The 25338-nt window shown below is 56.8% G+C and carries 18 protein-coding genes, 3 tRNA genes and 3 pseudogenes; 18 read left to right on the forward strand and 6 right to left on the reverse strand.

All coding sequences use genetic code 11. The features are described 5' to 3' along the window. Positions 1-42: 42 nt before the first annotated feature. Positions 43-1380 (forward strand): annotated as a pseudogene (locus tag FFH21_RS08840) (MFS transporter). A 258-nt stretch (positions 1381-1638) separates the two neighbouring features. Here FFH21_RS08840 and lpxH read toward each other — a convergent pair. Together lpxH and FFH21_RS08850 are read right to left on the reverse strand one after the other, a co-directional pair. Continuing rightward, positions 1639-2385, reverse strand: coding sequence for a UDP-2,3-diacylglucosamine diphosphatase (lpxH, locus tag FFH21_RS08845; RefSeq protein WP_004664344.1), 747 nt, complete (start codon positions 2383-2385; stop codon positions 1639-1641). Next, positions 2382-2885: a peptidylprolyl isomerase gene (locus FFH21_RS08850; RefSeq protein ID WP_004661308.1), complete on the reverse strand. Its 504-nt coding sequence runs from the start codon at positions 2883-2885 to the stop codon at positions 2382-2384. The genes lpxH and FFH21_RS08850 overlap by 4 nt, the downstream gene beginning before the upstream one ends. A 207-nt stretch (positions 2886-3092) precedes the next feature. Between FFH21_RS08850 and FFH21_RS08855 the strand changes: the two genes are divergently transcribed. Further along, positions 3093-4787, forward strand: a complete 1695-nt coding sequence (locus FFH21_RS08855) for a glutamine--tRNA ligase/YqeY domain fusion protein (RefSeq protein ID WP_041924489.1) — start codon at positions 3093-3095, stop codon at positions 4785-4787. Positions 4788-4806: 19 nt separating this feature from the next. Beyond that, complete coding sequence (cysS, locus tag FFH21_RS08860; RefSeq protein WP_011168154.1) at positions 4807-6189, forward strand: cysteine--tRNA ligase; 1383 nt, start codon at positions 4807-4809, stop codon at positions 6187-6189. A 166-nt stretch (positions 6190-6355) separates the two neighbouring features. Here the strand turns inward: cysS and FFH21_RS08865 are convergent, their stop codons facing one another. Continuing rightward, the gene (locus tag FFH21_RS08865; protein ID WP_011168155.1) at positions 6356-8209 is read right to left on the reverse strand and encodes a sigma-54-dependent Fis family transcriptional regulator; all 1854 of its coding nucleotides are present in this window, start codon (positions 8207-8209) and stop codon (positions 6356-6358) included. 299 nt (positions 8210-8508) lie between these two features. On the opposite strand from FFH21_RS08865, the gene FFH21_RS08870 reads away from it, so the two are divergent. The 6 genes from FFH21_RS08870 (at position 8509) to FFH21_RS08895 (ending at position 14531) form a co-directional block, all read left to right on the forward strand. After that, complete coding sequence (locus FFH21_RS08870) at positions 8509-9603, forward strand: ABC transporter ATP-binding protein (protein WP_004664348.1); 1095 nt, start codon at positions 8509-8511, stop codon at positions 9601-9603. Beyond that, positions 9603-10718: an ABC transporter ATP-binding protein gene (locus FFH21_RS08875; protein ID WP_011168156.1), complete on the forward strand. Its 1116-nt coding sequence runs from the start codon at positions 9603-9605 to the stop codon at positions 10716-10718. The genes FFH21_RS08870 and FFH21_RS08875 overlap by 1 nt, the downstream gene beginning before the upstream one ends. After that, positions 10711-11577, forward strand: coding sequence for a carbohydrate ABC transporter permease (locus tag FFH21_RS08880; protein WP_002552729.1), 867 nt, complete (start codon positions 10711-10713; stop codon positions 11575-11577). The genes FFH21_RS08875 and FFH21_RS08880 overlap by 8 nt, the downstream gene beginning before the upstream one ends. A gap of 10 nt (positions 11578-11587) precedes the next feature. After that, positions 11588-12388: a carbohydrate ABC transporter permease gene (locus FFH21_RS08885; RefSeq protein ID WP_011168158.1), complete on the forward strand. Its 801-nt coding sequence runs from the start codon at positions 11588-11590 to the stop codon at positions 12386-12388. A 12-nt stretch (positions 12389-12400) separates the two neighbouring features. Continuing rightward, the gene (locus FFH21_RS08890) at positions 12401-12673 is read left to right on the forward strand and encodes a DUF2160 domain-containing protein (RefSeq protein WP_002552730.1); all 273 of its coding nucleotides are present in this window, start codon (positions 12401-12403) and stop codon (positions 12671-12673) included. Positions 12674-12758: 85 nt separating this feature from the next. Continuing rightward, complete coding sequence (locus FFH21_RS08895) at positions 12759-14531, forward strand: ABC transporter substrate-binding protein (RefSeq protein WP_011168159.1); 1773 nt, start codon at positions 12759-12761, stop codon at positions 14529-14531. A 62-nt stretch (positions 14532-14593) separates the two neighbouring features. Here FFH21_RS08895 and folD read toward each other — a convergent pair whose 3' ends face one another. Further along, positions 14594-15448, reverse strand: coding sequence for a bifunctional methylenetetrahydrofolate dehydrogenase/methenyltetrahydrofolate cyclohydrolase FolD (folD, locus tag FFH21_RS08900; RefSeq protein WP_004664354.1), 855 nt, complete (start codon positions 15446-15448; stop codon positions 14594-14596). A 293-nt stretch (positions 15449-15741) separates the two neighbouring features. Between folD and FFH21_RS08905 the strand changes: the two genes are divergently transcribed. From FFH21_RS08905 to FFH21_RS08935, 7 genes and pseudogenes are all read left to right on the forward strand, one after another. Further along, positions 15742-15818, forward strand: a tRNA-Arg gene (locus FFH21_RS08905). Positions 15819-15869: 51 nt separating this feature from the next. After that, positions 15870-15945 (forward strand) — tRNA-His (locus FFH21_RS08910). Between the two features lie 56 nt (positions 15946-16001). After that, positions 16002-16086, forward strand: a tRNA-Leu gene (locus FFH21_RS08915). 186 nt (positions 16087-16272) lie between these two features. Beyond that, a pseudogene (locus tag FFH21_RS08920) lies at positions 16273-16488 on the forward strand (IS5/IS1182 family transposase); the annotation flags it as partial. A gap of 131 nt (positions 16489-16619) precedes the next feature. Next, positions 16620-17660, forward strand: a complete 1041-nt coding sequence (locus tag FFH21_RS08925) for a hypothetical protein (RefSeq protein ID WP_138858491.1) — start codon at positions 16620-16622, stop codon at positions 17658-17660. Continuing rightward, the gene (locus FFH21_RS08930) at positions 17599-18213 is read left to right on the forward strand and encodes a hypothetical protein (protein ID WP_011168161.1); all 615 of its coding nucleotides are present in this window, start codon (positions 17599-17601) and stop codon (positions 18211-18213) included. Before FFH21_RS08925 ends, FFH21_RS08930 begins: the two co-directional genes overlap by 62 nt. 24 nt (positions 18214-18237) lie before the next feature. Then, positions 18238-20346, forward strand: coding sequence for a hypothetical protein (locus FFH21_RS08935; RefSeq protein ID WP_011168162.1), 2109 nt, complete (start codon positions 18238-18240; stop codon positions 20344-20346). Positions 20347-20385: 39 nt separating this feature from the next. Here FFH21_RS08935 and FFH21_RS08940 read toward each other — a convergent pair whose 3' ends face one another. Further along, positions 20386-21171, reverse strand: coding sequence for a class I SAM-dependent methyltransferase (locus FFH21_RS08940; protein ID WP_041924762.1), 786 nt, complete (start codon positions 21169-21171; stop codon positions 20386-20388). Between the two features lie 696 nt (positions 21172-21867). On the opposite strand from FFH21_RS08940, the gene FFH21_RS08945 reads away from it, so the two are divergent. Then, positions 21868-22512, forward strand: a complete 645-nt coding sequence (locus FFH21_RS08945; protein ID WP_011168164.1) for a hypothetical protein — start codon at positions 21868-21870, stop codon at positions 22510-22512. 166 nt (positions 22513-22678) lie between these two features. Here FFH21_RS08945 and FFH21_RS31005 read toward each other — a convergent pair. Beyond that, positions 22679-22861, reverse strand: a pseudogene (locus FFH21_RS31005) (hypothetical protein); the annotation flags it as partial. A gap of 1122 nt (positions 22862-23983) precedes the next feature. On the opposite strand from FFH21_RS31005, the gene tig reads away from it, so the two are divergent. Next, positions 23984-25294, forward strand: a complete 1311-nt coding sequence (gene tig, locus FFH21_RS08955) for a trigger factor (RefSeq protein WP_011168166.1) — start codon at positions 23984-23986, stop codon at positions 25292-25294. The last annotated feature ends 44 nt before the right edge of the window (positions 25295-25338 follow it).

The raw sequence follows: 25338 nt of genomic DNA on the forward strand, positions 1-25338 counted from the left end.
TCGATAATTGGTCCATTCCAGATCAATACGCTGAGGTCAGCCATGACAACTACCGCCGTAGAGCAAGTCGATCCTGCCACGCTGAAAAAGGTCATCGTCGCGGCGGCCATCGGCAACTTCGTCGAATGGTTCGATTTCGCCGTGTACGGCTTTCTGGCAACCACCATCGCGCTGCAGTTTTTCCCCAGCGGTGACAGCAGCGCCGCGTTGTTGAAAACCTTCGCCGTGTTTGCCGTGGCCTTCGCATTCCGGCCATTGGGCGGGATTTTCTTTGGCATGCTGGGTGACCGCATCGGGCGCAAGAAGACCCTGGCGATGACCATCCTGTTGATGGCAGGCGCGACCACACTGATCGGTCTGTTGCCGACGTATGCGGCGATTGGCGTGATGGCGCCGATTCTGCTGACCGTTATTCGTTGTGCGCAGGGTTTCTCGGCCGGTGGCGAGTATGCCGGGGCCTGCGCCTACCTCATGGAGCACGCGCCACGCACGCAGCGGGCCTGGTACGGCAGCTTCGTGCCGGTGTCGACGTTTTCCGCCTTCTCTGCCGCAGCAGTGGTGGCTTACGCGCTGGAGTCGTCACTGTCGACCGAAGCCATGGGCAGTTGGGGCTGGCGCCTGCCGTTTCTGATTGCAGCGCCCTTGGGGCTGGTCGGCTTGTACTTGCGCTGGAAGCTCGACGAAACCCCGGCCTTTCAGGCTGTCACGCAAGAGCACGCCGTGGCTCACTCGCCACTCAAGGACACCTTGCGCCATCATGCAGCGGCCATGTGTTGTCTGGGAGCGTTCGTGTCGTTGACGGCGCTGTCGTTCTATATGTTCACCACTTACTTTGCGACCTACCTGCAAGTGGCCGGCGGGTTGAGCAGGGCGACGGCGCTGCTGGTTTCGTTGATCGCACTGGCCTTCGCCGCTGCTCTCTGTCCGCTGGCCGGTGCCTATTCGGATCGGGTAGGCCGTCGGGTCACCATGGCAACGGCCTGTACTCTGTTGATGGTCGTGGTGTTTCCGTCATTCCTCATGGCCAGCTCCGGCTCGTTCATTGCCTCGATCATCGGGGTCATGCTGCTTGCTGTGGGCGCAGTGCTGTGCGGTGTAGTGACGGCAGCGCTGTTGTCGGAAACCTTCCCGACCCGCACCCGCTATACCGCCTCGGCAATCACCTAAAACATGGCCTACACCCTGTTCGGCGGCACCACGCCGCTGGTGGCGACCTGGCTGATCGGTGTCACGGGCAGCAACCTGTCGCCAGCGTTCTACCTCATTGCCGTAGCTGTATTGGCGATGGCTGGCGGCCTGGCCTTACCGGAGACCTCGAAAATCTCGCTGCATGATGTGCCCGTTGCAGGCGAAGAGCCGGTGATGGGGTCGATTGCCTGAGCGTCACGATCGGCATGTCATATAAATAGCAGCTGCCAACGCAGTGCGTTTCAACCGCGATGGCACTGGCGACGCAGAGTGCGATCTTAGTGACAGGGTGAAGGAATGACGAAGTCGGGCCGGAAACAGGAGCGAGGGGCTTTGGTTACTATGGCCCCTCAAAGTAACTCGCCGAGGGGCGAAAAAGGTGACCTGAGTCGAACCCCAATCCACCTGACATCGCAGAACCGCTGTGCTCTCAGCCGCGTTCCCGCGCCATCAATTCAACAGCGCAGTCGTCTCGGGCACAAAGTCGAATGAGTTCAGACTGAAACCCTGCTCATCCACCTGCAACACCCAGCCCTGACGATCCCAGTCGCCCAGCACAATGCGTCTGGCTGCCTGATCGCCGATCTGCAACTTATGAATCGCGGGGCGATGAGTGTGGCCGTGGACTAAGGTGCGCACGCCGAACTGCTGCATGATCCGCGGCACCTCGTCTGGCGTCACATCGACAATATCATTGGCCTTCATACGGGTTTGCGCACGGCTTTCATTGCGCAACTTGCGCGCCAGCTTGTGACGGGTGCCCAGCGGCAAATGGCGCAGAATGAAAAGCGTCAGCGGATGGCGCAGATAACGGCGCATCCGGATGTAACCTTCATCGCGGGTGCACAGGCTATCGCCATGCATCAATAGCACGCGCTCACCGTTCAACTGCACGACGCTCGGATCGCTCAACAGGGTGCAACCCGCTGCCTTGCAGAAACCCTTGCCGATCATGAAGTCGCGGTTGCCGTGCATCAGAAAAATTCGTGTGCCGCTGTCACTCAATGCGCGCAGGGCCTTGCAGATTGAAAGCTGAAACGGTGACATGGCGTCGTCACCGATCCAGACTTCAAAGAAATCCCCGAGGATATACAGCGCTTCGGCTTCGCGGGCGCGGCCCGCGAGCAGATCCAGAAACGCCCGGGTAATGTCCGGGCGATCCTGTTCAAGGTGCAGATCTGAGATCAGCAGTATCACTCAACGATCTCGGCTTTCTCGATGATCACGTCTTCTGCAGGCACGTCCTGATGACCGGCTTTGCTGGTAGTCGCAACGCCCTTGATCTTGTCGACGACATCAGTGCCTTCGATCACTTCACCGAATACAGCGTAACCCCAGCCCTGAACGGTCTTGGCGCTGTGGTTCAGGAAGGCGTTGTCAGCCACGTTGATGAAGAACTGCGCAGAGGCCGAATGCGGCTCCATGGTGCGGGCCATGGCGACGCTGTACTTCTTGTTCGGCAGACCGTTGTCGGCTTCGTTCTGGATGCTTGGGCGCTTGTCTTTCTTTTCTTTCATGCCAGGCTCGAAACCGCCGCCCTGAACCATGAAGTTACCGATTACACGGTGGAAAACCGTGTTTTCGTAGTGGCCAGCGTTAACGTATTCGATGAAGTTGGCTACGGTCAGTGGCGCCTTTTCTGCGTTCAGTTGCAGAACGATGTCGCCGTGGTTGGTGGTCAGCTTTACTTTGGACATGTGGAAAGTCGCTCTATAGTCATGCATGAATGGGCACATTATGACCCTGACGCGCAGTTTACGGACGAGGTTACATTTTTCAGCGCTTTTGCAGCTTTTATGCCCTCAAATGTGCACTCTGTTGTCAGGGACTTGACAGCTTCGGCTATGATAAGCGCTTTGATTTAGTCGGCCTACCCTGGCCGCGCACGTATGTCCAAGGATCCTATGAGCAAGCCCACTCCAGAACCCGCTGCCCATTCCAAGGCAGGCCCAGCCGTACCGACCAATTTCCTGCGTCCAATCGTGCAGGCAGACCTGGACTCGGGCAAGCACAGTAAAATCATCACGCGCTTTCCGCCAGAGCCCAACGGTTATCTGCACATCGGTCACGCCAAGTCGATCTGCGTGAACTTCGGTCTGGCCAAGGAGTTCGGTGGCGATACGCACCTGCGTTTCGATGACACCAACCCGGCCAAGGAAGACCAGGAATACATCGACGCCATCATGAGCGACGTCAAGTGGCTGGGCTTCGAGTGGGCGGGCGAAGTGCGCTACGCCTCGCAGTATTTCGACCAGTTGCACGACTGGGCGGTCGAGCTGATCAAGGCAGGCAAGGCTTACGTTGACGATCTGACCCCCGAGCAGGCGCGCGAATACCGCGGCACCCTGACCGAGCCGGGCAAGAACAGTCCGTTCCGTGAGCGCAGCGTCGAGGACAACCTCGACCTGTTCGCGCGTATGAAGGCTGGTGAATTCGAAGATGGCGCTCGTGTACTGCGTGCCAAAATCGACATGGCCTCGCCGAACATGAACCTGCGTGACCCGATCATCTACCGCATTCGTCATGCGCATCACCATCAGACCGGCGACAAGTGGTGCATCTACCCGATCTATGACTTCACCCACGGTCAGTCGGATGCCCTTGAAGGCATCACCCACTCGATCTGCACCCTGGAGTTCGAAAGCCATCGTCCGCTGTACGACTGGTTCCTCGACAACCTGCCGGTGCCGTGCAAACCGCGTCAGTATGAGTTCTCGCGGCTGAACCTGAACTACACCATCACCAGCAAGCGCAAGCTCAAGCAACTGGTTGACGAGAAACACGTCAGTGGCTGGGATGACCCGCGCATGTCGACGCTGTCCGGTTTTCGTCGTCGTGGCTACACGCCGAAATCGATTCGCAATTTCTGCGAAATGATCGGCACCAACCGCTCTGATGGGGTGGTCGATTTCGGTATGCTCGAATTCAGCATTCGCGACGACCTGGACCACAGCGCGCCGCGCGCCATGTGTGTGCTGCGCCCCCTGAAAGTGGTCATCACCAACTACCCGGAAGGTCAGGTCGAGAAGCTGGAACTGCCGCGCCATCCGAAAGAAGACCTGGGCATGCGCGAGCTGCCGTTTTCGCGGGAGATCTACATCGATCGCGACGATTACATGGAAGAGCCGCCAAAAGGCTACAAACGTCTTGAACCCAATGGTGAAGTACGTTTGCGTGGCAGCTATGTGATTCGCGCCGACGAAGCGATCAAGGACGCAGAGGGCAACATCGTCGAACTGCGTTGCTCCTACGATCCGGAGACCCTGGGCAAGAACCCTGAAGGCCGCAAGGTCAAGGGCGTTGTGCACTGGGTGCCAGCGGCCGAGAGCGTTGAATGCGAAGTGCGTCTGTATGACCGCCTGTTCCGCTCCGCCAACCCGGAAAAAGCCGAAGACGGCGCGAGCTTTCTGGACAATATCAACCCTGATTCCCTGCAAGTGCTGACCGGTTGTCGTGCTGAACCATCATTGGGACACGCGCAACCGGAAGACCGTTTCCAGTTCGAACGCGAAGGTTATTTCTGCGCGGACATCAAGGACTCGAAACCTGGTCAACCAGTCTTCAACCGCACGGTCACGTTGCGGGATTCCTGGACCTGAGATGTCCGAGGGGCAGATAGTGCTTTCTATTTACAACACGCTCACCAAGAGCAAAGAAGTATTCAAACCGCTGGATGGCAACAAGGTGCGCATGTACGTCTGCGGGATGACCGTGTACGACTACTGCCATCTGGGCCATGGCCGCAGCATGGTGGCGTTCGATCTGGTGACTCGCTGGTTGCGCTTCAGCGGTTATGAGCTGACTTATGTGCGCAACATCACCGACATTGACGACAAGATCATCAATCGTGCGCGTGACAACGGTGAGTCGTTCGACGCGCTGACTGCGCGCATGATCGACGCCATGCACGAGGACGAGGCGCGCCTCAATATCCTCAAGCCGGACATGGAGCCCCGTGCCACCGATCACATCGCTGGCATGCACGCGATGATCCAGACCCTGATCGACAAGGGCTATGCCTACGCGCCGGGTAACGGCGATGTGTATTACCGGGTCGGCAAGTTTCAGGGTTACGGCAAGCTGTCACGCAAGAAGATCGAAGACCTGCGCATCGGCGCGCGGATCGAAGTGGATGAGTCCAAGGAAGACCCACTGGACTTCGTGCTCTGGAAAGGCGTCAAGCCTGGCGAGCCGAGCTGGGAGTCACCGTGGGGCGCAGGGCGTCCGGGCTGGCATATCGAATGCTCGGTGATGTCGACCTGCTGCCTGGGTGACACCTTCGATATTCATGGTGGCGGCAGCGATCTGGAGTTTCCGCACCATGAAAACGAAATTGCCCAAAGCGAAGCGGCCACTGGCAAGACCTACGCCAATGCCTGGTTGCACTGCGGGATGATTCGCATCAATGGCGAGAAGATGTCCAAGTCCTTGAACAACTTCTTCACCATCCGCGACGTGCTGGAGAAATACCATCCGGAAGTGGTGCGTTACCTGCTGGTATCCAGCCACTACCGCAGCGCGATCAACTACTCCGAAGACAGCCTGCGTGAGTCGAAGGCGGCGCTGGAACGCTTCTATCACGCGCTCAAGGGGTTGCCGGTTGCCGAGCCTGCGGGTGGGGAAGCGTTCGTCGAGCGTTTCAGCACGGCGATGAATGATGACTTCGGCACGCCGGAAGCGTGTGCGGTACTGTTCGAAATGGTCCGTGAGATCAACCGCCTGCGTGAATCCGATGTCACCGCAGCGGCGGGTCTGGCGGCGCGCTTGAAGCAGTTGGCCAGTGTGCTGGGTGTTCTGCAGCTCGAAGCCGACGACTTTTTGCGTGCAGGCGCGGAAGGGCGGGTCGATGCAGCGCAAGTGGAAGCGCTGATTCAGGCACGTCTGGCTGCACGTGCGGCGAAGGACTGGGCCGAATCCGACCGGATTCGCGACCAGATCACCGCCATGGGCGTACTGCTGGAAGACGGCAAGGGCGGCACGACCTGGCGTCTGGCGGACTGATCAAGTAAGGCGGCTGGGTGACGCGAAGCGTCATGAAGTGCATTCCCACGCGGAGCATGGGAACGATAATGACCCGGAAGACTATCGTGCCTACGCTCCGCGTGGGCATGCTGTTCCGGACGCTCCGCGTCCTGTCCTCGATGCTCGGCCTGCCGAGCGTCGAACACTAAACGATCCGCTGTTCCCGCAACCGCTTGTACAGTGTGTTGCGGCTGACGCCCAGGCGTTTGGCCAGCTGTGAAATATTCCCGCCTGCCGCTTGAAACAATTGGCCGAGGTCTTCGGTCGCGTGAAGGCGCGTGGCCGATTCCTGAGTTCTGACCGGGATAGGGCATTCCTCATTCACCTGTGCATCGAGCAGAAAGTCCTCGGGCAAATGGTCAGTGCCGATCGGCTGTTCGTCGGCCAGTGCCAGCGCCACCTGAATCACACTGTTGAGCTGGCGCAGATTACCCGGCCAAGGGTGATGCTCGAATAACTCAAGTACCTCTCTGGAGAAGCCTGCACGCTGATGGGCATCACGGTGCCGCTCCCAGATTCGCTGGATAAGCGCATGCTTGTCAGTCCGCTCGCGCAGGGGAGGAAGTTCGATGCTCAGGCCGCTGATCCGGTAATAAAGATCCTGGCGGAAAAGCCCCGCCTGGACCTGATCGCGCAGGCTTCGGTTGGTGGCTGAAATCAGGCGTATGTCGACCGGATACAACTCGCTGCTGCCCAGTGGCTGAACGCAGCGCTCTTGAAGCACGCGCAGCAGCCGCGCCTGTACCGGCATCGGCATGTCGCCCACTTCGTCGAGAAACAGCGTGCCTTTGTCGGCCTTGCGGATCAGGCCGATGCTGCCCTTCTGATTGGCCCCGGTGAAGGCGCCTCTTTCATAGCCAAACAGCTCGGCCTCGACCAGTTCGGCCGGGATCGCTGCGCAGTTGACGGCGATCAGAGGCTGGCCGGCGCGCGCATTGGCCTGATGCAGGGCTTTGACAAACACTTCCTTGCCGACCCCGGTTTCCCCGTGGATCAGCAGCGGGATGTCTTTTTCCAGCAGCCGCTGCGCCTGATTCACGGCTTTCTCGATTTTTGCATCACCCAGGCTGATCGCCTCCAGATCCAGGCTCCGCGGCGCGACAGGTGCCTGAGCCGTTTGGACGCTGTGCAGCTTCAGCGGCTTGCGGGTCGGACGCTTGAGCAGACATTGAAAGCGATTGTTGCCAAACGCGTGCAGCGCAAACGGCCGCGCTTCTGTCTCGCTGAGCAGTTGCAGGATCGGGCATTTGAACAACGTTTCGATACTGGCACCGGACGGCGTCGTCCCCAACAAATTGTCAGCGCGTCGATTGGCGCAAAGGATCTGGCCGCTTTCGTCAAAAATCAGCAGGCCTGCCCATTGGCTGTCGAGATTGTTCAGGCCCGTATTGAAGATCAACTGATAGTGGGAGTCGCGGAACTGATCGAGGATCAGTCGGTTTTCCACCGACTGGCTCATCATCTTGACCATACCCAGGGTATGCGAGGGGGGCAGGAAACTGTCACTGGATACATCCAGCACGGCAATGATCCGCCGATCGGCATCGAAGATCGGTGAAGCTGAACCGGTCATGAAGCGATTTGCCTTGAGGAAGTGCTCGTCCGGTTCAATGTGAATGGCCTGCTCACAGGCCAGTGCTGTGCCGATGGCATTGGTGCCGGTGCCCCGTTCGCTCCAGCTGGCGCCAGCCATGAAGCCCTGTGCCTGAGAAGACTCGACGAAGCGTTGCGCTCCCCAGGATTTGAGCAACTGGCCTTGAGGGTCGGCCAGCAGAATCAGGCAATTGGAGTTGCTCAGAATGTTTTCATAAACTGGCAGGACTTCCTGATGGGTGGTCTGCACCAGCCCGTGATGGCGCTCCAGCAGCCTGGAAACCTCAGCGTTCGGCAATTGGCCGAATGAAGGGCGCGTCTGATGGCTGAGACCGAAATCCCGGCAGCGCCTCCATGAATCCTGAATGATGATGTCGTGAACGAGCGAAGCGCTGGATTGAGACATGAGGATGCCTGCGAATATGACGTGTTGTTTTTGTTTTTAGGTCCCGTCGGCGTGACCATCCTTGCCCGCAACGTCCGTCCAGTGTCGTTCAGTTTTGTTCAAAGTCAATGTTCATTTTGTTCAAGTGTTCAGTGTTTACTGTTCATTATTGTTCAGCTGTGAAAGCGCTTTCGCCCCATGAATACAGGGGAAGGCTCTGTTTCGCGGCTCGCAAGCAGTCTGGCCGAGCTGGCACGAATGTCGCTATCTGCAAACAGTCACGCATTCACCCTTAAGAAAAAAACAACAAAGGGCACGCCATGTCTCTCACGCTGGAGCACGTCAGTCGCGCGGTCGATGGTCAGGTCTGGATCGACGACGCTTCCCTGAGCTTTGAGCCAGGATCTTTCAACGTTCTGCTGGGGCGAACCCTGTCCGGCAAAACCAGCCTGATGCGCCTGATGGCCGGGCTGGACAAGCCTGACAGCGGGCGGGTGCTGATGAACGGGGTCGATGTTACAAATCGACCGGTTCGTCTGCGCAACGTCTCGATGGTTTATCAGCAGTTCATCAATTACCCAAGCATGACGGTGTTCGAAAACATCGCCTCGCCGCTGCGTCAGGCCGGTCTGTCCAAGGATGTTATCCACAGCCGTGTGCAGGAAACGGCGAAGATGCTGCGCATCGAAAAATTCCTGCAACGCCATCCCCTTGAACTGTCCGGTGGGCAGCAGCAGCGCACCGCGATGGCCAGAGCGCTGGTCAAGGACGCCGAGCTGATCCTCTTCGATGAACCGCTGGTCAACCTCGATTACAAGCTGCGCGAAGAGCTGCGCCAGGAAATGCGCGAGCTGTTCGCCGCTCGCCATACCATCGCCATCTACGCCACTACCGAGCCCAATGAAGCGCTGGCGCTGGGCGGCACCACCACCATCCTGCATGAAGGGCGCGTGGTGCAGAGCGGCAAGACTCCTGAGGTCTATCATCGACCCGCGACTGTGCTGGCCGCCGAGCTGTTCTCCGAACCGCCGATCAACCTCATGCCGGGCCGTATAGACGGCAATGAAGTCAGCTTCGCCAACTTCGTGCATTTCCCGCTCAACGTCGACCTGCGGGCTGTCGGCGACGGCGAGTATCGTTTCGGCGTGCGCCCCAGCCATTTGAGCCTGGTGCCGTCCAACGATGACGATCTGGAACTGGCGGTCACCGTCGAGCTGGCGGAAATCAGTGGTTCGGAAACCTTCCTGCATGTGCGCAACGAGTTGTTCTCGCTGGTCCTGCATCTGCCAGGCGTGCATGCCTATGACGTCGATGCGGCGATTCGGGTGTACATCCCGACCCACAAATTGTTTGTATTCGATCAGCAGGGCGGCCTGATTCAGGCGCCGGGCCTGCGCATGGCGAGGGTTGCCTGATGGCCGAGATCCGCTTGCAGAACCTTGCGCACAGCTACAGTGCCAAGCCTGGCCCTGACGACTATGCAATTCGCGAGATGAGCCACGTCTGGGAGCAGGGTGGTGCTTACGCGCTGCTCGGGCCTTCCGGGTGTGGCAAGTCAACCCTGCTCAACATCATTTCCGGTCTGCTCAGTCCGTCGCAGGGTCAGGTGCTGTTCGACTCGAAAGTAGTCAATGAGCTGCCCCCGGAGCGTCGCAACATCGCTCAGGTTTTCCAGTTTCCAGTGATCTACGACACCATGACGGTGTTCGATAATCTGGCCTTTCCGTTGCGCAATCAGGGCCTGGACGAGGCGCGGATTCTCATCAAGGTCAATGAAATTGCCGATGTCCTGGACCTGCAGCCGCTGCTGGAAAAGAAAGCGCGCAACCTCAGCGCGGACGAAAAGCAGAAAGTCTCCATGGGTCGCGGGCTGGTGCGCGATGACGTGTCGGCGATCCTCTTCGACGAACCGCTGACCGTGATTGACCCGCACCTGAAGTGGAAGCTGCGGCGCAAGCTCAAGCAGATCCACGAGCAGTTCAATATCACCATGGTTTACGTCACCCACGATCAACTGGAGGCGTCGACTTTCGCCGACAAGATCGCCGTGATGTATGGCGGACAGATTGTGCAGTTCGGCACGCCGCGGGAGCTGTTTGAAAAGCCTTCGCACACCTTTGTCGGCTATTTCATCGGCAGCCCTGGCATGAACCTGATTGACGTTACGCCTCAACCGGGCGGTGTCGGTTTTGCCGACATTCATCTGCCGCTGCCTGAGTCGTTGCAGCAAAAGCTTGCCAGTACACCGTGGAAAAGCCTGAAAGTGGGCATTCGTCCAGAGTTCGTGCATATCTGGGACGGGCCTTACGACGATGCGATGTGCGCCGACGTGACCTATGTGGAAGACCTTGGCACCTACAAGATCATTACCCTGAAACTGGCCGGGCAACTGCTCAAGGTTCGTTTGCAGGAAGACAAACCGGTGCCGCACGGCCAGGCCTGGATCAGCTTTCCAGGGCAATGGCTGATGCTCTATGCCGACGATTACCTGCTTGAAGCCGGCCCGGCCAGTGAGGTGTCCCATGCGTAAGGTGCAGAACAACAAAGCCTGGTGGCTGGTGATGCCGGTGTTTTTGCTGGTGGCATTCAGCGCGATTATCCCGATGATGACTGTGGTCAACTACTCGGTGCAGGACATCTTCGACCAGTCCAGCCGCTATTTTGTCGGTACTGACTGGTTCCGGCAGGTCTTGCAGGACCCACGTCTGCACGATTCGCTGCTGCGCCAGTTCATTTACTCGGGTTGTGTACTGCTGATCGAGATCCCGCTGGGTATCGCGATTGCCCTGACCATGCCCACCAAAGGCCGCTGGTCTTCGCTGTGCCTGATTGTGATGACCATTCCGTTGCTGATTCCGTGGAACGTGGTCGGTACCATCTGGCAGATCTTCGGCCGTGGCGATATCGGCTTGCTGGGTTACACGTTGAACAACGTGCTGGGCATCAACTACAACTACGCCGCCAATGCTTCGGATGCCTGGGTGACAGTGCTGGTCATCGACGTCTGGCACTGGACTTCGCTGGTGGCTTTGCTGTGCTATTCAGGGCTGCGAGCCATCCCGGATGTCTACTATCAGGCGGCGCGGATTGATCGTGCCTCCGGCTGGGCCATCTTCCGGCATATCCAGCTGCCGAAGATGAAAAGCGTGCTATTGATCGCGGTGATGCTGCGCTTCATGGACAGCTTCATGATCTACACCGAGCCGTTCGTGCTCACCGGTGGCGGTCCTGGCAACTCCACCACGTTCCTCAGTCAGACCCTGACCACCATGGCGCTCGGGCAGTTCGACCTGGGGCCTGCGGCGGCGTTCTCGCTGGTGTATTTCCTGATCATTCTGTTGGTGTCATGGGTGTTCTACACTGCCATGACTCACAGCGAAAAGAATTGAGGGGTTGGTCATGAGTCTGCGCAAAATCATACCGCTGTGGATTTACCTGTTGTTTCTGCTGGTGCCGATCTACTGGCTGATCAACATGTCGTTCAAGACCAATACCGAGATCCTCGGTGGCCTGACCCTGTGGCCGCAGGACTTTACCCTGGCCAACTACAAGGTGATTTTCACCGACGAAAGCTGGTACAGCGGTTATCTGAACTCGCTGTACTACGTGTGCCTCAATACCGTGATATCGCTGAGCGTTGCGCTTCCGGCAGCCTACGCGTTCTCTCGCTATCGTTTTCTCGGCGACAAGCACCTGTTCTTCTGGCTGCTGACCAATCGCATGGCACCACCGGCCGTGTTCCTGCTGCCGTTTTTCCAGCTCTACTCGTCCATTGGCCTGTTTGACAAGCACATCGCCGTTGCACTGGCGCATTGCTTGTTCAACGTTCCGCTGGCGGTATGGATTCTGGAGGGCTTCATGTCCGGCGTTCCCAAGGAAATCGATGAAACGGCCTACATCGATGGTTATAGCTTTCCCAAGTTTTTCGTGAAGATTTTCATACCACTGATTGGCTCGGGTATCGGTGTTACCGCGTTTTTCTGCTTCATGTTCTCCTGGGTCGAGCTACTGCTGGCGCGCACCCTGACATCGGTCAATGCCAAACCGATTGCTGCGGTAATGACTCGCACGGTCTCGGCGTCGGGTATCGATTGGGGAGTGCTGGCGGCGGCGGGGGTGTTGACTATCCTGCCGGGTATGCTGGTGATCTGGTTCGTTCGCAACCATGTGGTCAAGGGCTTTGCTCTTGGTCGTGTCTGAGGAGTCGAAAAAATGGAGTGGATGTCCTGGACACTGCCCACTGCGGCCTTTTTCATCAGCATCGCATTGCTTCTGGCGGGGATGACCGTATGGGAGTTGCGCTCGGCAAGTATCGAGCGCCGTGGTTTTCTGCCGATTGCCACCACGCGTGGCGACCGTTTGTTCATTGGGCTTCTGGGTAGCGCTTACCTGCATTTGCTGGTGATAGGCGCGACCGACTGGAGTGTCTGGATCGCTTCAGGGGCCTCCCTGGTGTGGCTGTTGGTGGTGATGCGTTGGGGTTAGAGGGCGGCCGGGCGCGATTGCCGGGGTGATCCGGTCGGCGATATTCGAAAAGCGGGACTACATAAAAGCAACATTGGAGATGACTATGTTCAATAAGAAAAACAAGCTGCAACATAGCGTGACGCTGGCGACCATGATGATGCTCAGCGGGTTGAGTGTTTCGGCGTGGGCAGATCAGTACGAAGATGCGGCGAAGAAGTGGGCGGCCAGTGAATTCAAACCGAGTACGCTTTCCGATGCAGAACAGTTGAAAGAGCTGGAGTGGTTCATCAAGGCCGCCGAGCCGTTCCGTGGCATGGACATCAAGGTGGTGTCGGAAACCCTGACCACCCACGAGTACGAATCGAAAACCCTGGCCAAGGCCTTCACTGAAATCACTGGTATCAAAGTCACCCATGACCTGCTGCAAGAGGGTGATGTGATCGAAAAACTGCAGACCGCCATGCAGTCGGACAAAAGTATCTACGACGGCTGGGTCAACGACTCGGACCTGATCGGGACACACTTCCGCTACGGCAAGGCACTGTCGCTGACCGACCTGATGGCCAGTCCGGAAGGCAGCAAGGTCACCTCGCCGACTCTGGACCTGAAAGACTTCATCGGCACCTCGTTCACCACCGCGCCGGACGGCAAGCTTTACCAGCTGCCTGATCAGCAATTCGCCAACCTGTACTGGTTCCGTGCCGACTGGTTCGAACGTCCCGACCTGAAAAAGAAGTTCAAAGACAAGTACGGCTATGAGCTGGGCGTCCCGGTCAACTGGTCGGCCTACGAAGACATTGCCAAATTCTTCAGCGAAGACGTCAAGGAGATCGACGGCAAGAAAGTCTTCGGGCACATGGATTACGGCAAGAAGGACCCGTCGCTGGGCTGGCGCTTCACCGATGCCTGGTTCTCCATGGCTGGCAGCGGCGACAAGGGCTTGCCTAACGGTCTGCCTGTGGACGAGTGGGGCATCCGCGTCGAGGATTGCCACCCGGTCGGCTCCAGCATTACCCGCGGTGGCGACACCAACGGGCCGGCAGCGGTATTCGCGACTCAGAAATACATCGACTGGCTGAAAGCCTACGCACCGCCTGAAGCTGCGGGCATGACCTTTTCGGAGTCCGGTCCGGTTCCGTCGCAGGGTAACGTCGCGCAACAGATCTTCTGGTACACCGCCTTTACTGCCGACATGACCAAGCCGGGCCTGCCAGTCATGAACGCCGATGGCACGCCGAAATGGCGCATGGCCCCGTCACCCAAAGGGCCGTACTGGAAAGAAGGCATGAAGCTCGGCTATCAGGATGTGGGTTCATGGACCTTCCTGAAGTCTTCCGACGAGAAGAAGCGCCTGGCGGCCTGGCTGTATGCGCAGTTCGTGACCTCGAAAAGTGTTTCGCTGAAGAAAACCATTGTCGGTCTGACGCCGATTCGCGAGTCCGATATCAACTCCAAGGAGATGACCGCGCTGGCACCGAAACTGGGTGGTCTGGTGGAGTTCTATCGCAGCCCGGCACGTGTGCAATGGTCGCCTACCGGCACCAACGTGCCTGATTATCCGAAACTGGCACAGCTGTGGTGGAGCCATGTGGCCGAGGCGGTCACTGGCGAGAAGACTGCGCAGGAGGCCCTCAACGGTCTGGCCAAGGACCAGGATGCAATCATGACGCGCATCGAACGTTCCAAGGTTCAGGAAGCCAGCAAGTGTGCGCCGAAGATGAACCCCGAAACGTCTGCTGAGGAGTGGTATGTAAAGGCTGAGAAAAGCCATGGCAAATTCCTCGCGCCACAGCGCAAACTGGCCAACGAGAAACCCAAGGGTGAAACCATCGCCTACGCTGACCTGCTGAAAAGCTGGGAGGCTGGCAAGAAGTAAGGTTTTGTCGAGGTAAAAAAAACGGCACCTAGAAGGTGCCGTTTTTTATTGCTGCAGGCTGATCAGTCGTGCAGGGTTTCCGCTGCGTACAGCGTGTTTTCCAGCAGGCAGGCGCGGGTCATGGGGCCAACGCCGCCCGGAACCGGAGTGATCCAGCCAGCGCGGGGCAGGGCAGTTTCGTAAACCACGTCGCCAACCAGCTTGCCATCGTCCTGACGGTTGATGCCGACGTCGATGACAATCGCGCCGGGCTTGATCCATTCGCCCTTGATCAGGCCGGGCTTGCCGGCGGCAACCACCACCAGATCGGCGCGACCTACATGGCCTGCCAGATCCTTGGTGAAACGGTGGGTCACGGTGACCGTGCAGCCCGCCAGAAGCAATTCCATGGCCATGGGGCGGCCGACAATGTTCGACGCGCCAACCACCACAGCATCCAGACCGTACAGATCGACTCCGGTGCTTTCCAGCAGGGTAATGATCCCTTTGGGTGTGCACGGTCGCAGCAGGGGAATGCGCTGAGCCAGACGGCCGACGTTATAAGGATGGAAACCGTCCACGTCCTTGTCAGGGCGGATGCGTTCCAGCAGCAGCGATGCGTCCAGATGGGCTGGCAAAGGCAATTGCAGGAGGATGCCGTCGACAGCGGCATCCTCGTTGAGGCGGTCGATCAGATCGGTCAGTGCGGTCTGAGTGGTCTCAGCGGGCAAGTCGTAGGCCTGGGAGATAAAGCCGACTTCCTCGCAGTCCTTGCGCTTGTGAGAGACATAGACCTGAGAGGCAGGGTCGCTGCCGACCAGAATCACCGCGAGGCCCGGCGTACGCAGACCTTGCTGGCTACGTTCGGCGACACGTTTGGCGATCTGCTGGCGCAGGCTGGCGGCGATCGCCTTGCCGTCGATTAGTTTTGCAGTCATGACGCGTGATTAACCATCGAGAGGAAATAAAATGAGCGCGCATTCTCGCATGACATGGCGCGAGGGCAAAGGCGATTGCTTTGTATATTCTGCTAACTCCTTTATCTAGCTGAATTTTTTTCAAAAAAAGGTTGACGACCCCGGGGGCCGTCTATAAGATTCGTCGCACTTGCCGGGCAGAGCCCAGCACTGGTTAAGCTAGCACTGGTTGATTAGGTCAGGCAGAGTTGCAAATCAGCTCGGTGTGATTGAAAGCCTTTTAGTTTGTTATCGCAAGAATACAAATTATATAAGTGCCCGTAGCTCAGCTGGATAGAGCATCCGCCTTCTAAGCGGATGGTCGCAGGTTCGAGTCCTGCCGGGTGCGCCATTCAAGGCAGCTTTGGCACAGCAAGTAAGTTGTATCGTCACGCGCAATATGGTGGGCGTAGCTCAGTTGGTAGAGCACAGGATTGTGACTCCTGCGGTCGTGGGTTCGAACCCCATCGTCCACCCCATATTAAGAAGGGCGCCAGATTCATAGTCTGGCGCCTTTGCTTTAAAAGTCTGAAATGCGGATGTGGTGGAATTGGTAGACACACTGGATTTAGGTTCCAGCGCCGCAAGGTGTGAGAGTTCGAGTCTCTCCGTCCGCACCAGATGTACTTTCGCCGGGTTCCACTGAGAACCGCGAAAGCCAAGAGAAGCCCGCCTAGTGCGGGCTTTTTTATTGCGTTGAGTTCCGCGATCATCCACCGGAATCCACGTTTTTTTAGTACATTGGTTAGAGGGTGTAGACAAAATAAATTAAACTTTCACTCCCTTGTCTGAATAGCCCTCAAGCCATGCCTAAAACCGGACGTCCTCGCTCGATTGCCGCCGAGCACTATCCCGTGCTGGTGAAACTCGCTCATGCACAGCCCTATTCCAGCCAGGCCGAATTGGCGCTCGTATTCTTCGCCGAAACCGGTATCACTGCGCATCCCGACACCTTTGCAAAAGCGTTGAAAATGGCAGGGATTACGCGTGTACCGGGAACGGCTCCAGCCGCGCTGCCAAGCACGACAACGCCCACCGGCAGATCCACTTCAAGGATGGTGATTCCTATCTGGAGTACATGCGCGACTTCGGGCCGACGTCTGTTTTCGAGGCAATGAATGGTTCTGTGCATGCCCAGATCAAAGACACCGTCTTGACTGAGCAGCTCGGGCCCAACGCCGCGCAGACCTACCGCTTGCTGCACGACACCGCCAAGCAGAAGGACGCTGGCGGTAGCGGTGCGTTCGCCGGTACCGAATTCGGCGCTACGCCTGACATGGTCTGGAACGTCCTCAACGGTAGCCTGGGCGTGCCGGTGAACGCCCGGTTCGCCGAGTTCAATCAAGGTATCCGTAACTTCATGGTGGCGGCAAAGCTCCAGGCCACGCTGATCGCCTCTGTGATCGGTGACGTGCAGTCGCTCGCCATCACCAGCGCCTACCACGGCCTGCCCATCGGCAAGACGCTGGTAAGCGCGCTCAAGAGCGTTTCGAAGGACTACCGCACCGAGGCCGGACGCATGTCCATCGGCATGGATAGCATTACCTCAGACATGGTCAGCTTTCACACTGACAACCTGTCGGCGGGCTGGACCTCGAAGCTGGCCAACGCAATCATGAAGGTGACACTGCTCGAGGGCTGGACGAACGCAATGCGACGGGGCTTCTCCGTCGAGATCATGTCGCGCATGGCCGGTGACACCCGCAAGGCGTGGGGCGACGACCCGGTGCTGCAATCCCGTCTTGAGCGCCACGGCATTACCCAGGAGGACTGGGCTGTCTGGCAGGCTGCAACGCCTGAGGATTGGCGCGGGCACCAGATGTTGACGCCTGAATCAGTGGCGTCCATGCAGGGTTTCAGCTCCAAGCAGAAGAACGATGCCATCGGCAAGCTGCTGGGCTACATCCAGGAGGAATCAGAATTTACCTCGATCCTGCCGGGCATCATGACGCGGGCGACTCTACGCCAAGGCACCCAGGCTGGCAGCGTGGGCGGCGACCCGGACCATCAACGAGTGGGATTCGCAGTATCAGCTGCATTCGAAGCCCGTTACGGAGGTTCGTTTAAACCCAGAGCGCCTTATCCCTTACGACGCACAGCCGACCATGCGCGAGGCCAACGGCGGCGTGGGCATGTACCTTGGCACCATTCAGATTGTGGGCGCTATCGCTTACTGGGACTGCTCTCTGGGTAAGGTCAAGTCTGATGCCTCGGCTTTTTCCTTGATCCTTACCGATGCACGGGGTCAGCTCTATTGGCACGTTGCCAAAGGCCTGACCGGCGAGATTGCCGAGTTTGACGACAGAGACCGCATCATCGGTGGCCAGGTACACCAGATCCGCGAACTGGTGATCCAGTACCAAATCCCCCGGGTGATCATAGAAACCAACGGGCCGGGCGGATTTGCCCCGGCGATTCTCAGGCAGGCATTGAAGGGGACCGGCTGTGGTGTTGGCGAAGAGCACAGCAAGACCAACAAACAGAAACGCATTCTTGATGCCCTTGAGTCTCCGTTGTCGGCCCGCTTCCTGTGGGCTCATGTCGACGTGGTGCGCATGGTCTGGGACCAGATGCGGGATTTCAATCCAGCCCTCGCTGATCAGGATGACGATTACATCGACTCAGGTGCAGGCGCGATCCTACAAACCCCCGTGCGCATTGGGCGAATAGTCGGGAAACCGACCGAGACCCGGCGTGACGATTGGCGCCCAGATGCGGGCGTGCACGAAGTGCAAGTTGACTACTAGCCCGCTACCACCAAGGGGCAAAGTATGGCTGTTCAACCCGGTCCAACAGAAAAGCGATATGCCGCCAATGGTGTCGCGACGTCGTATTCAATTCCATTCCTCTTACTGGAAGCCAGCGACCTGCAGGTGACGCTCAACGGGACCGTCATTACTGCTGGTTTCACCCTGACAGGTGTGGGCAATCCAGCCAGCACGATCACATTCATCCCGCCTGTATTCGCTACGCCACCGTCGGGTGATCTGTTACTGGAGCTGAACGTGCCGTTTCAGCGCCTCACGGATTACCAAGAGAACGGCGACTTTCTGGCTATAACGGTCAACAAAGATTTCGACCGGCTCTGGCAGGCCATCAAGCAATTGCTGAGATTCACTGGCCGGGCACTTACCCTGGGTGCGTTCGATATCGACGGCGCAGGATACTACCGGGCCAAGGGCAACGGCATTGCTGATCTGCGCGACCCTGTAAACCCGCAAGATGCAGTGACAAAGAACTGGGTAGGCTTGTTCATAGACTCAGTATCAGGAGCGATCAACAACACGCTGGGCATCGTGTATGACGCCGGTACGCTTTTTGATTATCTGAGGTTTGGGGTAGTCCGAAGCGTCGATAACTACGCCGCTCTACTCGCCTTGTCACCGACGCGGAACATTCGGGCGAAAACACTTGGCTATTACGCTGCTGGCGACGGCGGCGGCGGGGATTACATCTACGAGACCGGTACAGGCTGGCGGCTTTTGCATTCCGGGAAGGTGAACATTCTCCAGTTTGGAGCCAAAAGCGGTTTTGAGTTTGACAGTTACCCGGCGATCAACGCAGCAATCCAAGCGGTAAAGAACTTCGGGTTGTCGGGACGTGGTGGAGTGATAGAGGCCCCCAATGGAATATTTACTATTTCTGGAACTCTATTGCTCGACGCTCAATGCTGTACGTTAAAAGGACAAGGCGGGCATGCCACGTTTTTCCGAAGCACCGCGCTCAATAAACCCATAGTAAAAATCAGTGCACCGTACTGCTTTGTCGTAGGTTGTGAGCTGGCAACTTCTAGCGAGGGCGTCTCCGGGTCAATCGGCATAGAGGTCAATGACCATAATTTCACCGCTACCGACTTTGTCATTGGTGGTGTATTTGATGGTGTTGTAATTCGTTCGGGTGCAATGCACAAGTTTCAGCGGCTTGATATCAGCGACTGCCGCAATACAGGATTTCTGTTCGCGGGCAATGCGCCGACTCTGTTCTTGAACGATATCTTCATATCCGATTGGTTTATTGGTAGCAACGACAACACCAAGTTTGCGCTTGGCCATTTCCGTGTGCTGGGTCGATTAGAAGCTCTGATGATCGGCAAAGGTGACGGGATAGGCGGTGTCTATTCCTTCACCTGTGATGATCTGGGCACAGGTGGCATGCGCTACTGCACTTTTAACTCAGTGTTTTTTGATGGGACCACGCGAGGTGCGGTATTCACCAACGCCGAGCATTTACATTTTACCGATTGCTGGGCCAGCAATGGCCGGGGTGTGGCAGCCCCCGGTATGAGCTTCCTCGGCTGCAGCCATTTCACGATAAAGGGTTATCAAGGCTACAACTGTGGTGGGGCGGGTCTGTTCATTACCTTTTGTACAGACTTTACTGTTGACAGTATCGACGTTACGGCAAATTCCGTAGACGGTGCAGAAGGTTCGCCAGGTGTATTAATCAGCAACTCGACCCGCTTCACTGTGGCTAACGGTACTGGCGGAAAGGGCGTCGTTGGCTTCCAGACATTCGGCCTGCTGGTCGGTATCAATTGTTCAAACTATGCGCTGATCGCCAACAACTTTTTTGACAATGCATCCGGGTCGATCTTTGAAGATGCTGGAAACGTATTTCGGCGAGCTGCATTCAACGCAAACTACATCACCCGTGCGAAGAATGTAACGGCTCTTCCAGCTGGACAGACATTTGTAGACGTCCCACATACACTGTCTCGCGTTCCGAAAATTCAGGAAATTAGCATTACGCCCAACACGGACATGGCGACTCCTGCGTATGTGAGCGCAGTTAATGGCACTACGTTCCGGGTATCAACTCGGACATCCAACAGCGGGACTTCGTACTTTAGCTGGGATGCGGATATATCCGAACAGGCGTAAGACTATTACCCGATGGCACCGGCGCCATCGGGTCTTTACTCAGTAAGGCTTGTGCATTATCAGCCCAATAGATGTAGTCGTGTAGCCTTGGAGTTGAAGCTTTAAGTGTACTTCTTGCTTGTACGGAGGAAGGTCTATGTGATAGTCGAGTGGGTTAGTGCCCATGTTCCAGTCCATTTCCTCCACTCGATATCCGTCGTGCGTGAGCGTATCAATCAATGCCTGAATGTCTTTACGTCGGAAAATAACAGTAGGGCCTTCCTCTACTGTTTCTTCATTTGAACAGACATTGAACTCAGTGGTGTGCACTGCCATCCCGCCCGGCTTCAATACCTTCATAGAGTTTCTGACAAACTCAATACCAAGCTCAATACTACCCAGGTGTTCAAAAGCGCATGAAGACCAGTTGAAGTCAAAGCGGCCCTCATATTCTGGCGGGATATTGTTCATGTCTGCGAACTCGAAGGTTACGAGCCTGTTGAACTCGTCTTCGTCACAAAGCTTTCGCTCGTTCAACGATGACTTGTTTTCTGCATGCTCATTGTTGATGAGCCATCCTTTCTCAACTGCTGAATCAGTGGCCAGATCGGTGGCCAGGATTTTCGCGCCCTTGCTTGCGAAGGCTGACGCCAGTGGTTCCGAACCAACGGCGAACCCAAGTCCCTCACGACCTGGCTGTAAAAAACCGTTGCTGTGCAGTGCCTCAGCTGCAAACACCCATTCCCATATTTTTCGGTGCATGTGGTTGGGCGTGCCAAAGAAGGCGGCCCAGTCTTGATAAAGCTTCGATGCGAGCTTTTCCTGCGTGCAGAGCTGCGACTTCATGTCCGTTCCCTTTGCTATGGATGGCTCATCCGAGTGAACCTCAGCCCGCATTAATAGCACAGTATTTTCAGGCTGGACTGGCAGACCTGTGGTAATGGGCTGAACGGCATCTTTTTTCAGGCACTCCGCTACGGTGGCGCGTCGTCCCTTCGTTGTGTACGATGCGCGCCGGGTCAGGTCAGGCTGGACATGGCCCAGCGTTATCAAATTAGTACATCAAAAAGTACACTGGTTTGGGGCTGACATTTTATGGCCCCGTGGGACGGGCATTCGGAGCTTAAATTTGGTTCTCTCCGTCCGCACCAGATGTGCTTTTGGCGGGTTCCACTGAGAACTGCGAAAGCTAAGAGAAGCCCGCCTAGTGCGGGCTTTTTGTTGCGTTGAGTTTCATGAGTATTTGCCGGTGTCTGGATTTTTTTAGTACGTTAATGAGTACATCCTGAATTGGCTTGCTGGTGATGTACTCATGCTTCCGTTTCACTGATCCGCCGTCTGGCAATCGAAACGCACTGACAAAGGCGGTAGCGCTGGGGCGGGGTATTCGCGAGAGACTAATGAATGCGGCAGCTGCTTGACAGCAGTGGGTCACAAAGCCATCATTTGGCCATTGCTTCCTTTGTGCATGCGTAGGAAAGGGGACAAAAAAACCGGCCATCGCGTCGGTTTTTTGGTTGGCAAGTCAATAAGGACATCGTAATGCGGGCTGTCACTTTCGTAATTTTTTTTGCTGTAGCGCTTACTGGTTGCTCCGGAATATCTTCAGTACCCTACGAAGAGCCTGCTCAGTCAGAAGACTTGGCACATGTTCGCGTTATCACGAACTCCAGTGTGTATGGAGATAGCATTATGGGTAGTTGTGCCCCTGCTACCCGCCACAAGATGGCTGATGCTGGACGTTTCGGGCGAGACGGCACGGCGAATATCAACTATCCGCAGTACCCCCTGAAATCGGCAAGCGTTCGCATGCCGAAGCGAGTTGCGCCCACGCTTACTGAATACGTCCCAGCCACCCGGATGGGTGAAGGTGTCTATAAAGAGGTTGTGACCGAGTATCGCGTCAGGACTGATCTCCCGTTTCAAATTGCAACCCTGGGCGCGACGATTGGTGGCAATGGCAGCACTTACTTGTCCTGTGCTGGCCAGGCGGTCGTTTACAAGCTGGAACCAGGGAAGGACTACGAGGCTTTAGTAGGGGTACGTAGCAGATCAAGCAACGATGGTGAGCAAGCGATTATTTGCATGTTTGGAGTCATCGAGCTCGTGTCTCTGCCCGGAACTTCAATCGTGATTCCCCAAAAGCTGACACCTGCGGCACCTCCGCAGGTGGTCTGCAAAAACTGACCAGCACCGCCCGTCATTGGGCGGTTTTTGCATCTGGCAGAAACCAAAAAGCCCCAGCGGCCTGGGCTTTTGCGTTGAAGTGGAAAAGAAAGCTACCAGATTGTCGAGGCTCAGTCTCGCCATCAGGCTTTCTGGTTATTCGATGACAAGCAACACCTTGCTCTGGCACAGAAGAGGTGAGTTCCGGGCTGATCTTTCCGGCAATTGAGTCAATGTTGCATTTGTAGGAAGAATAATAAGTGGTTTTAGTGGCTGCTGCGTTTCCCGTGCTCCCCTCCTTGTCGTTGCACCCCGTCAGTGTTGCTGAGGTGATGGCGAGAAAAGTAAGTGCAGCAATCATCTTGTACATGGTTTTTCCTGACGGGTTTCAATGTTTAAGGGCATTGATTTCTTGGCGTGTAAGAGCTCGGGCGATGCTGCTGGTGTGGTGCGAAAACAGTGCAGTTCATTCTTGGCGCAGGCTTCATTATTGTTGCCAGCAGCGGTGAAATCAGTGGTCGGATTATGTAGCGGATGGCTAAGCAGTACAGGGGGGCGGCGGAGGTGCTGGCTCTCGTCAGGTCTTGCTGTGCCGCAAGGTTGGCGGGTGCCGGAGGCCGGTATGGTCACGCGGAAGATGGTCGGTTTTCGACGTTGTGTCTGGTTTAGGTTGAGGCGTCATGGCCTGGCGTTGGGAGGTCCGCATGATTGCGGTCGTGCCGAGCGTGTCACTGTGGTGTTTGCTTCCTCAGTCGTTAATCTTTTTAATCATGGCGTAGTGCAGAGTTGCAGGTCAGAAGCGTTACCTCGGTAAGTTGCACCGCCTTTCCGTGGTGCGCAGTGTGGCTGCTGCCGCAAGGTGTTTGAGCGTACGCCAGCTTTTGCCTCTGGTGGGTGACAAGTTGTAGGGCTTATCCGAGAGTAAAATTGTCAGGCGCGTCAATTGCTTGCAATGGGTGGCGCGCGTGGGTTGCGTTGTGTACGATGCGCGCCGGGTTGAATAAGGCTGCAAGCAGCCCGGCGCTATGGAATCAGCAGCGCAAAATGTGCGTTGATTCATCAGGCTTCGAGGCTGAAGCCTTGCATGGCAGGTGTGCGGAGATTTCTTTGTGTTCTCCGTTCGCCAGAGCAGAAGTGATTCAAGCGAAAGCCCGGGTCGCTGCAAGCCGCGTGAAGCGGCTTTTTTTGTTTCAGCGTATTCGCTTTACCGTTTCACGGGTCCGGTGGCTTGCCGCCGTCGGTCGAGTGGGACGTGCTACCTGGATGGAGTCGGTCGTCTCCGGCGCTGATGCTTCTTTATATAGAGGCCGTGCCAGACGCGTCGCCGAGGGTGTGAGGCTTTTTTCTTCCTTGCGCTGCAGCGCTCCGCTTTCGTCCTATAAATCCACCCTTTTTCAGTAGGGTGACTTCTTGAGTTTGACCCACTAGAATGCATGCCCTTGATTCTGGGGTCGGAAACGGCCGGCTAACGTCTGTGCAACGAGGAATATCCATGCAAGTTTCTGTTGAAAATACTTCCGCTCTTGAGCGCCGCATGACCATTGGCGTGCCTGCCGAACGCATCGAGACTGAAGTCAACAAGCGTCTGCAGCAGACCGCACGTAAAGCCAAGATCCCGGGCTTCCGCCCAGGCAAGGTGCCTATGAGCGTGATCCGTCAGCGTTATGAAGACGGCGCACGTCAGGAAGCATTGGGCGATCTGATTCAGGCTACTTTCTACGAAGCTGTGGTTGAGCAGAAGCTGAACCCGGCCGGTGCTCCTGCTGTAGAGCCGAAATCTTTCGAAAAAGGCAAAGACCTGGAATACGTGGCTACTTTCGAAGTATTCCCGGAATTCACCGTTGCCGGTTTCGACACCATCGCCGTAGAGCGCCTGTCTGCCGACGTGGTGGACAGCGATCTGGACAACATGCTGGAAGTGCTGCGCAAGCAGAACGTTCGTTTTGAAGTGGCCGACCGTGCTGCCCAGAACGAAGACCAGCTGAACATTGATTTCGTGGGCAAGGTCGACGGCGAAGTGTTCGCTGGCGGTTCTGCTACGGCTACCCAGCTGGTGCTGGGTTCCGGTCGCATGATTCCTGGTTTCGAAGACGGTCTGGTTGGCGCCAAGGCTGGCGAAGAGCGCGTTCTGAACGTGACCTTCCCCGAGGACTATCAGAACCTTGAGCTGGCCGGCAAGGCTGCCGAGTTCACCGTGACCGTCAATACCGTTTCCGAGCCAAAGCTGCCTGAGCTGAACGAAGAGTTCTTCAAGCAGTTCGGTATCAAGGAAACCGGTATCGAAGGCTTCCGCACCGAGGTTCGCAAGAACATGGAGCGCGAGCTGCGTCAGGCGATCAAGTCCAAGGTCAAGAATCAGGTCATGGACGGTCTGCTGGCTGCCAACCCTATCGAAGTGCCTAAAGCGCTGCTGGAAAACGAAGTCAACCGTCTGCGCGTCCAGGCTGTTCAACAGTTCGGCGGCAACATCAAGCCAGACCAGTTGCCGGCTGAGCTGTTCGAAGAGCAGGCCAAGCGTCGCGTCGAGCTGGGTCTGATCGTTGCCGAGGTCGTCAAGCAGTTCGACCTCAAGCCTGATGATGCTCGCGTACGTGAAATGATTCAGGAAATGGCATCCGCCTATCAGGAGCCTGAGCAGGTTGTTGCCTGGTACTACAAGAACGAGCAGCAAATGAACGAGGTACGTTCTGTTGTGCTTGAAGAGCAAGTTGTAGATACTGTTTTGCAGAAAGCTAGCGTGACCGACAAATCGGTCTCCTACGAAGAAGCTGTCAAGCCGGTGGAAGCTCCAAAAGCCGACTGATTTCTCTTTTCGTGCGAAAACACCCACAAGCCAGCCTTCGCGCT

The organism is Pseudomonas sp. KBS0707 (genome assembly GCF_005937945.2).
Taxonomy (GTDB): Bacteria; Pseudomonadota; Gammaproteobacteria; order Pseudomonadales; family Pseudomonadaceae; genus Aquipseudomonas; species Aquipseudomonas amygdali.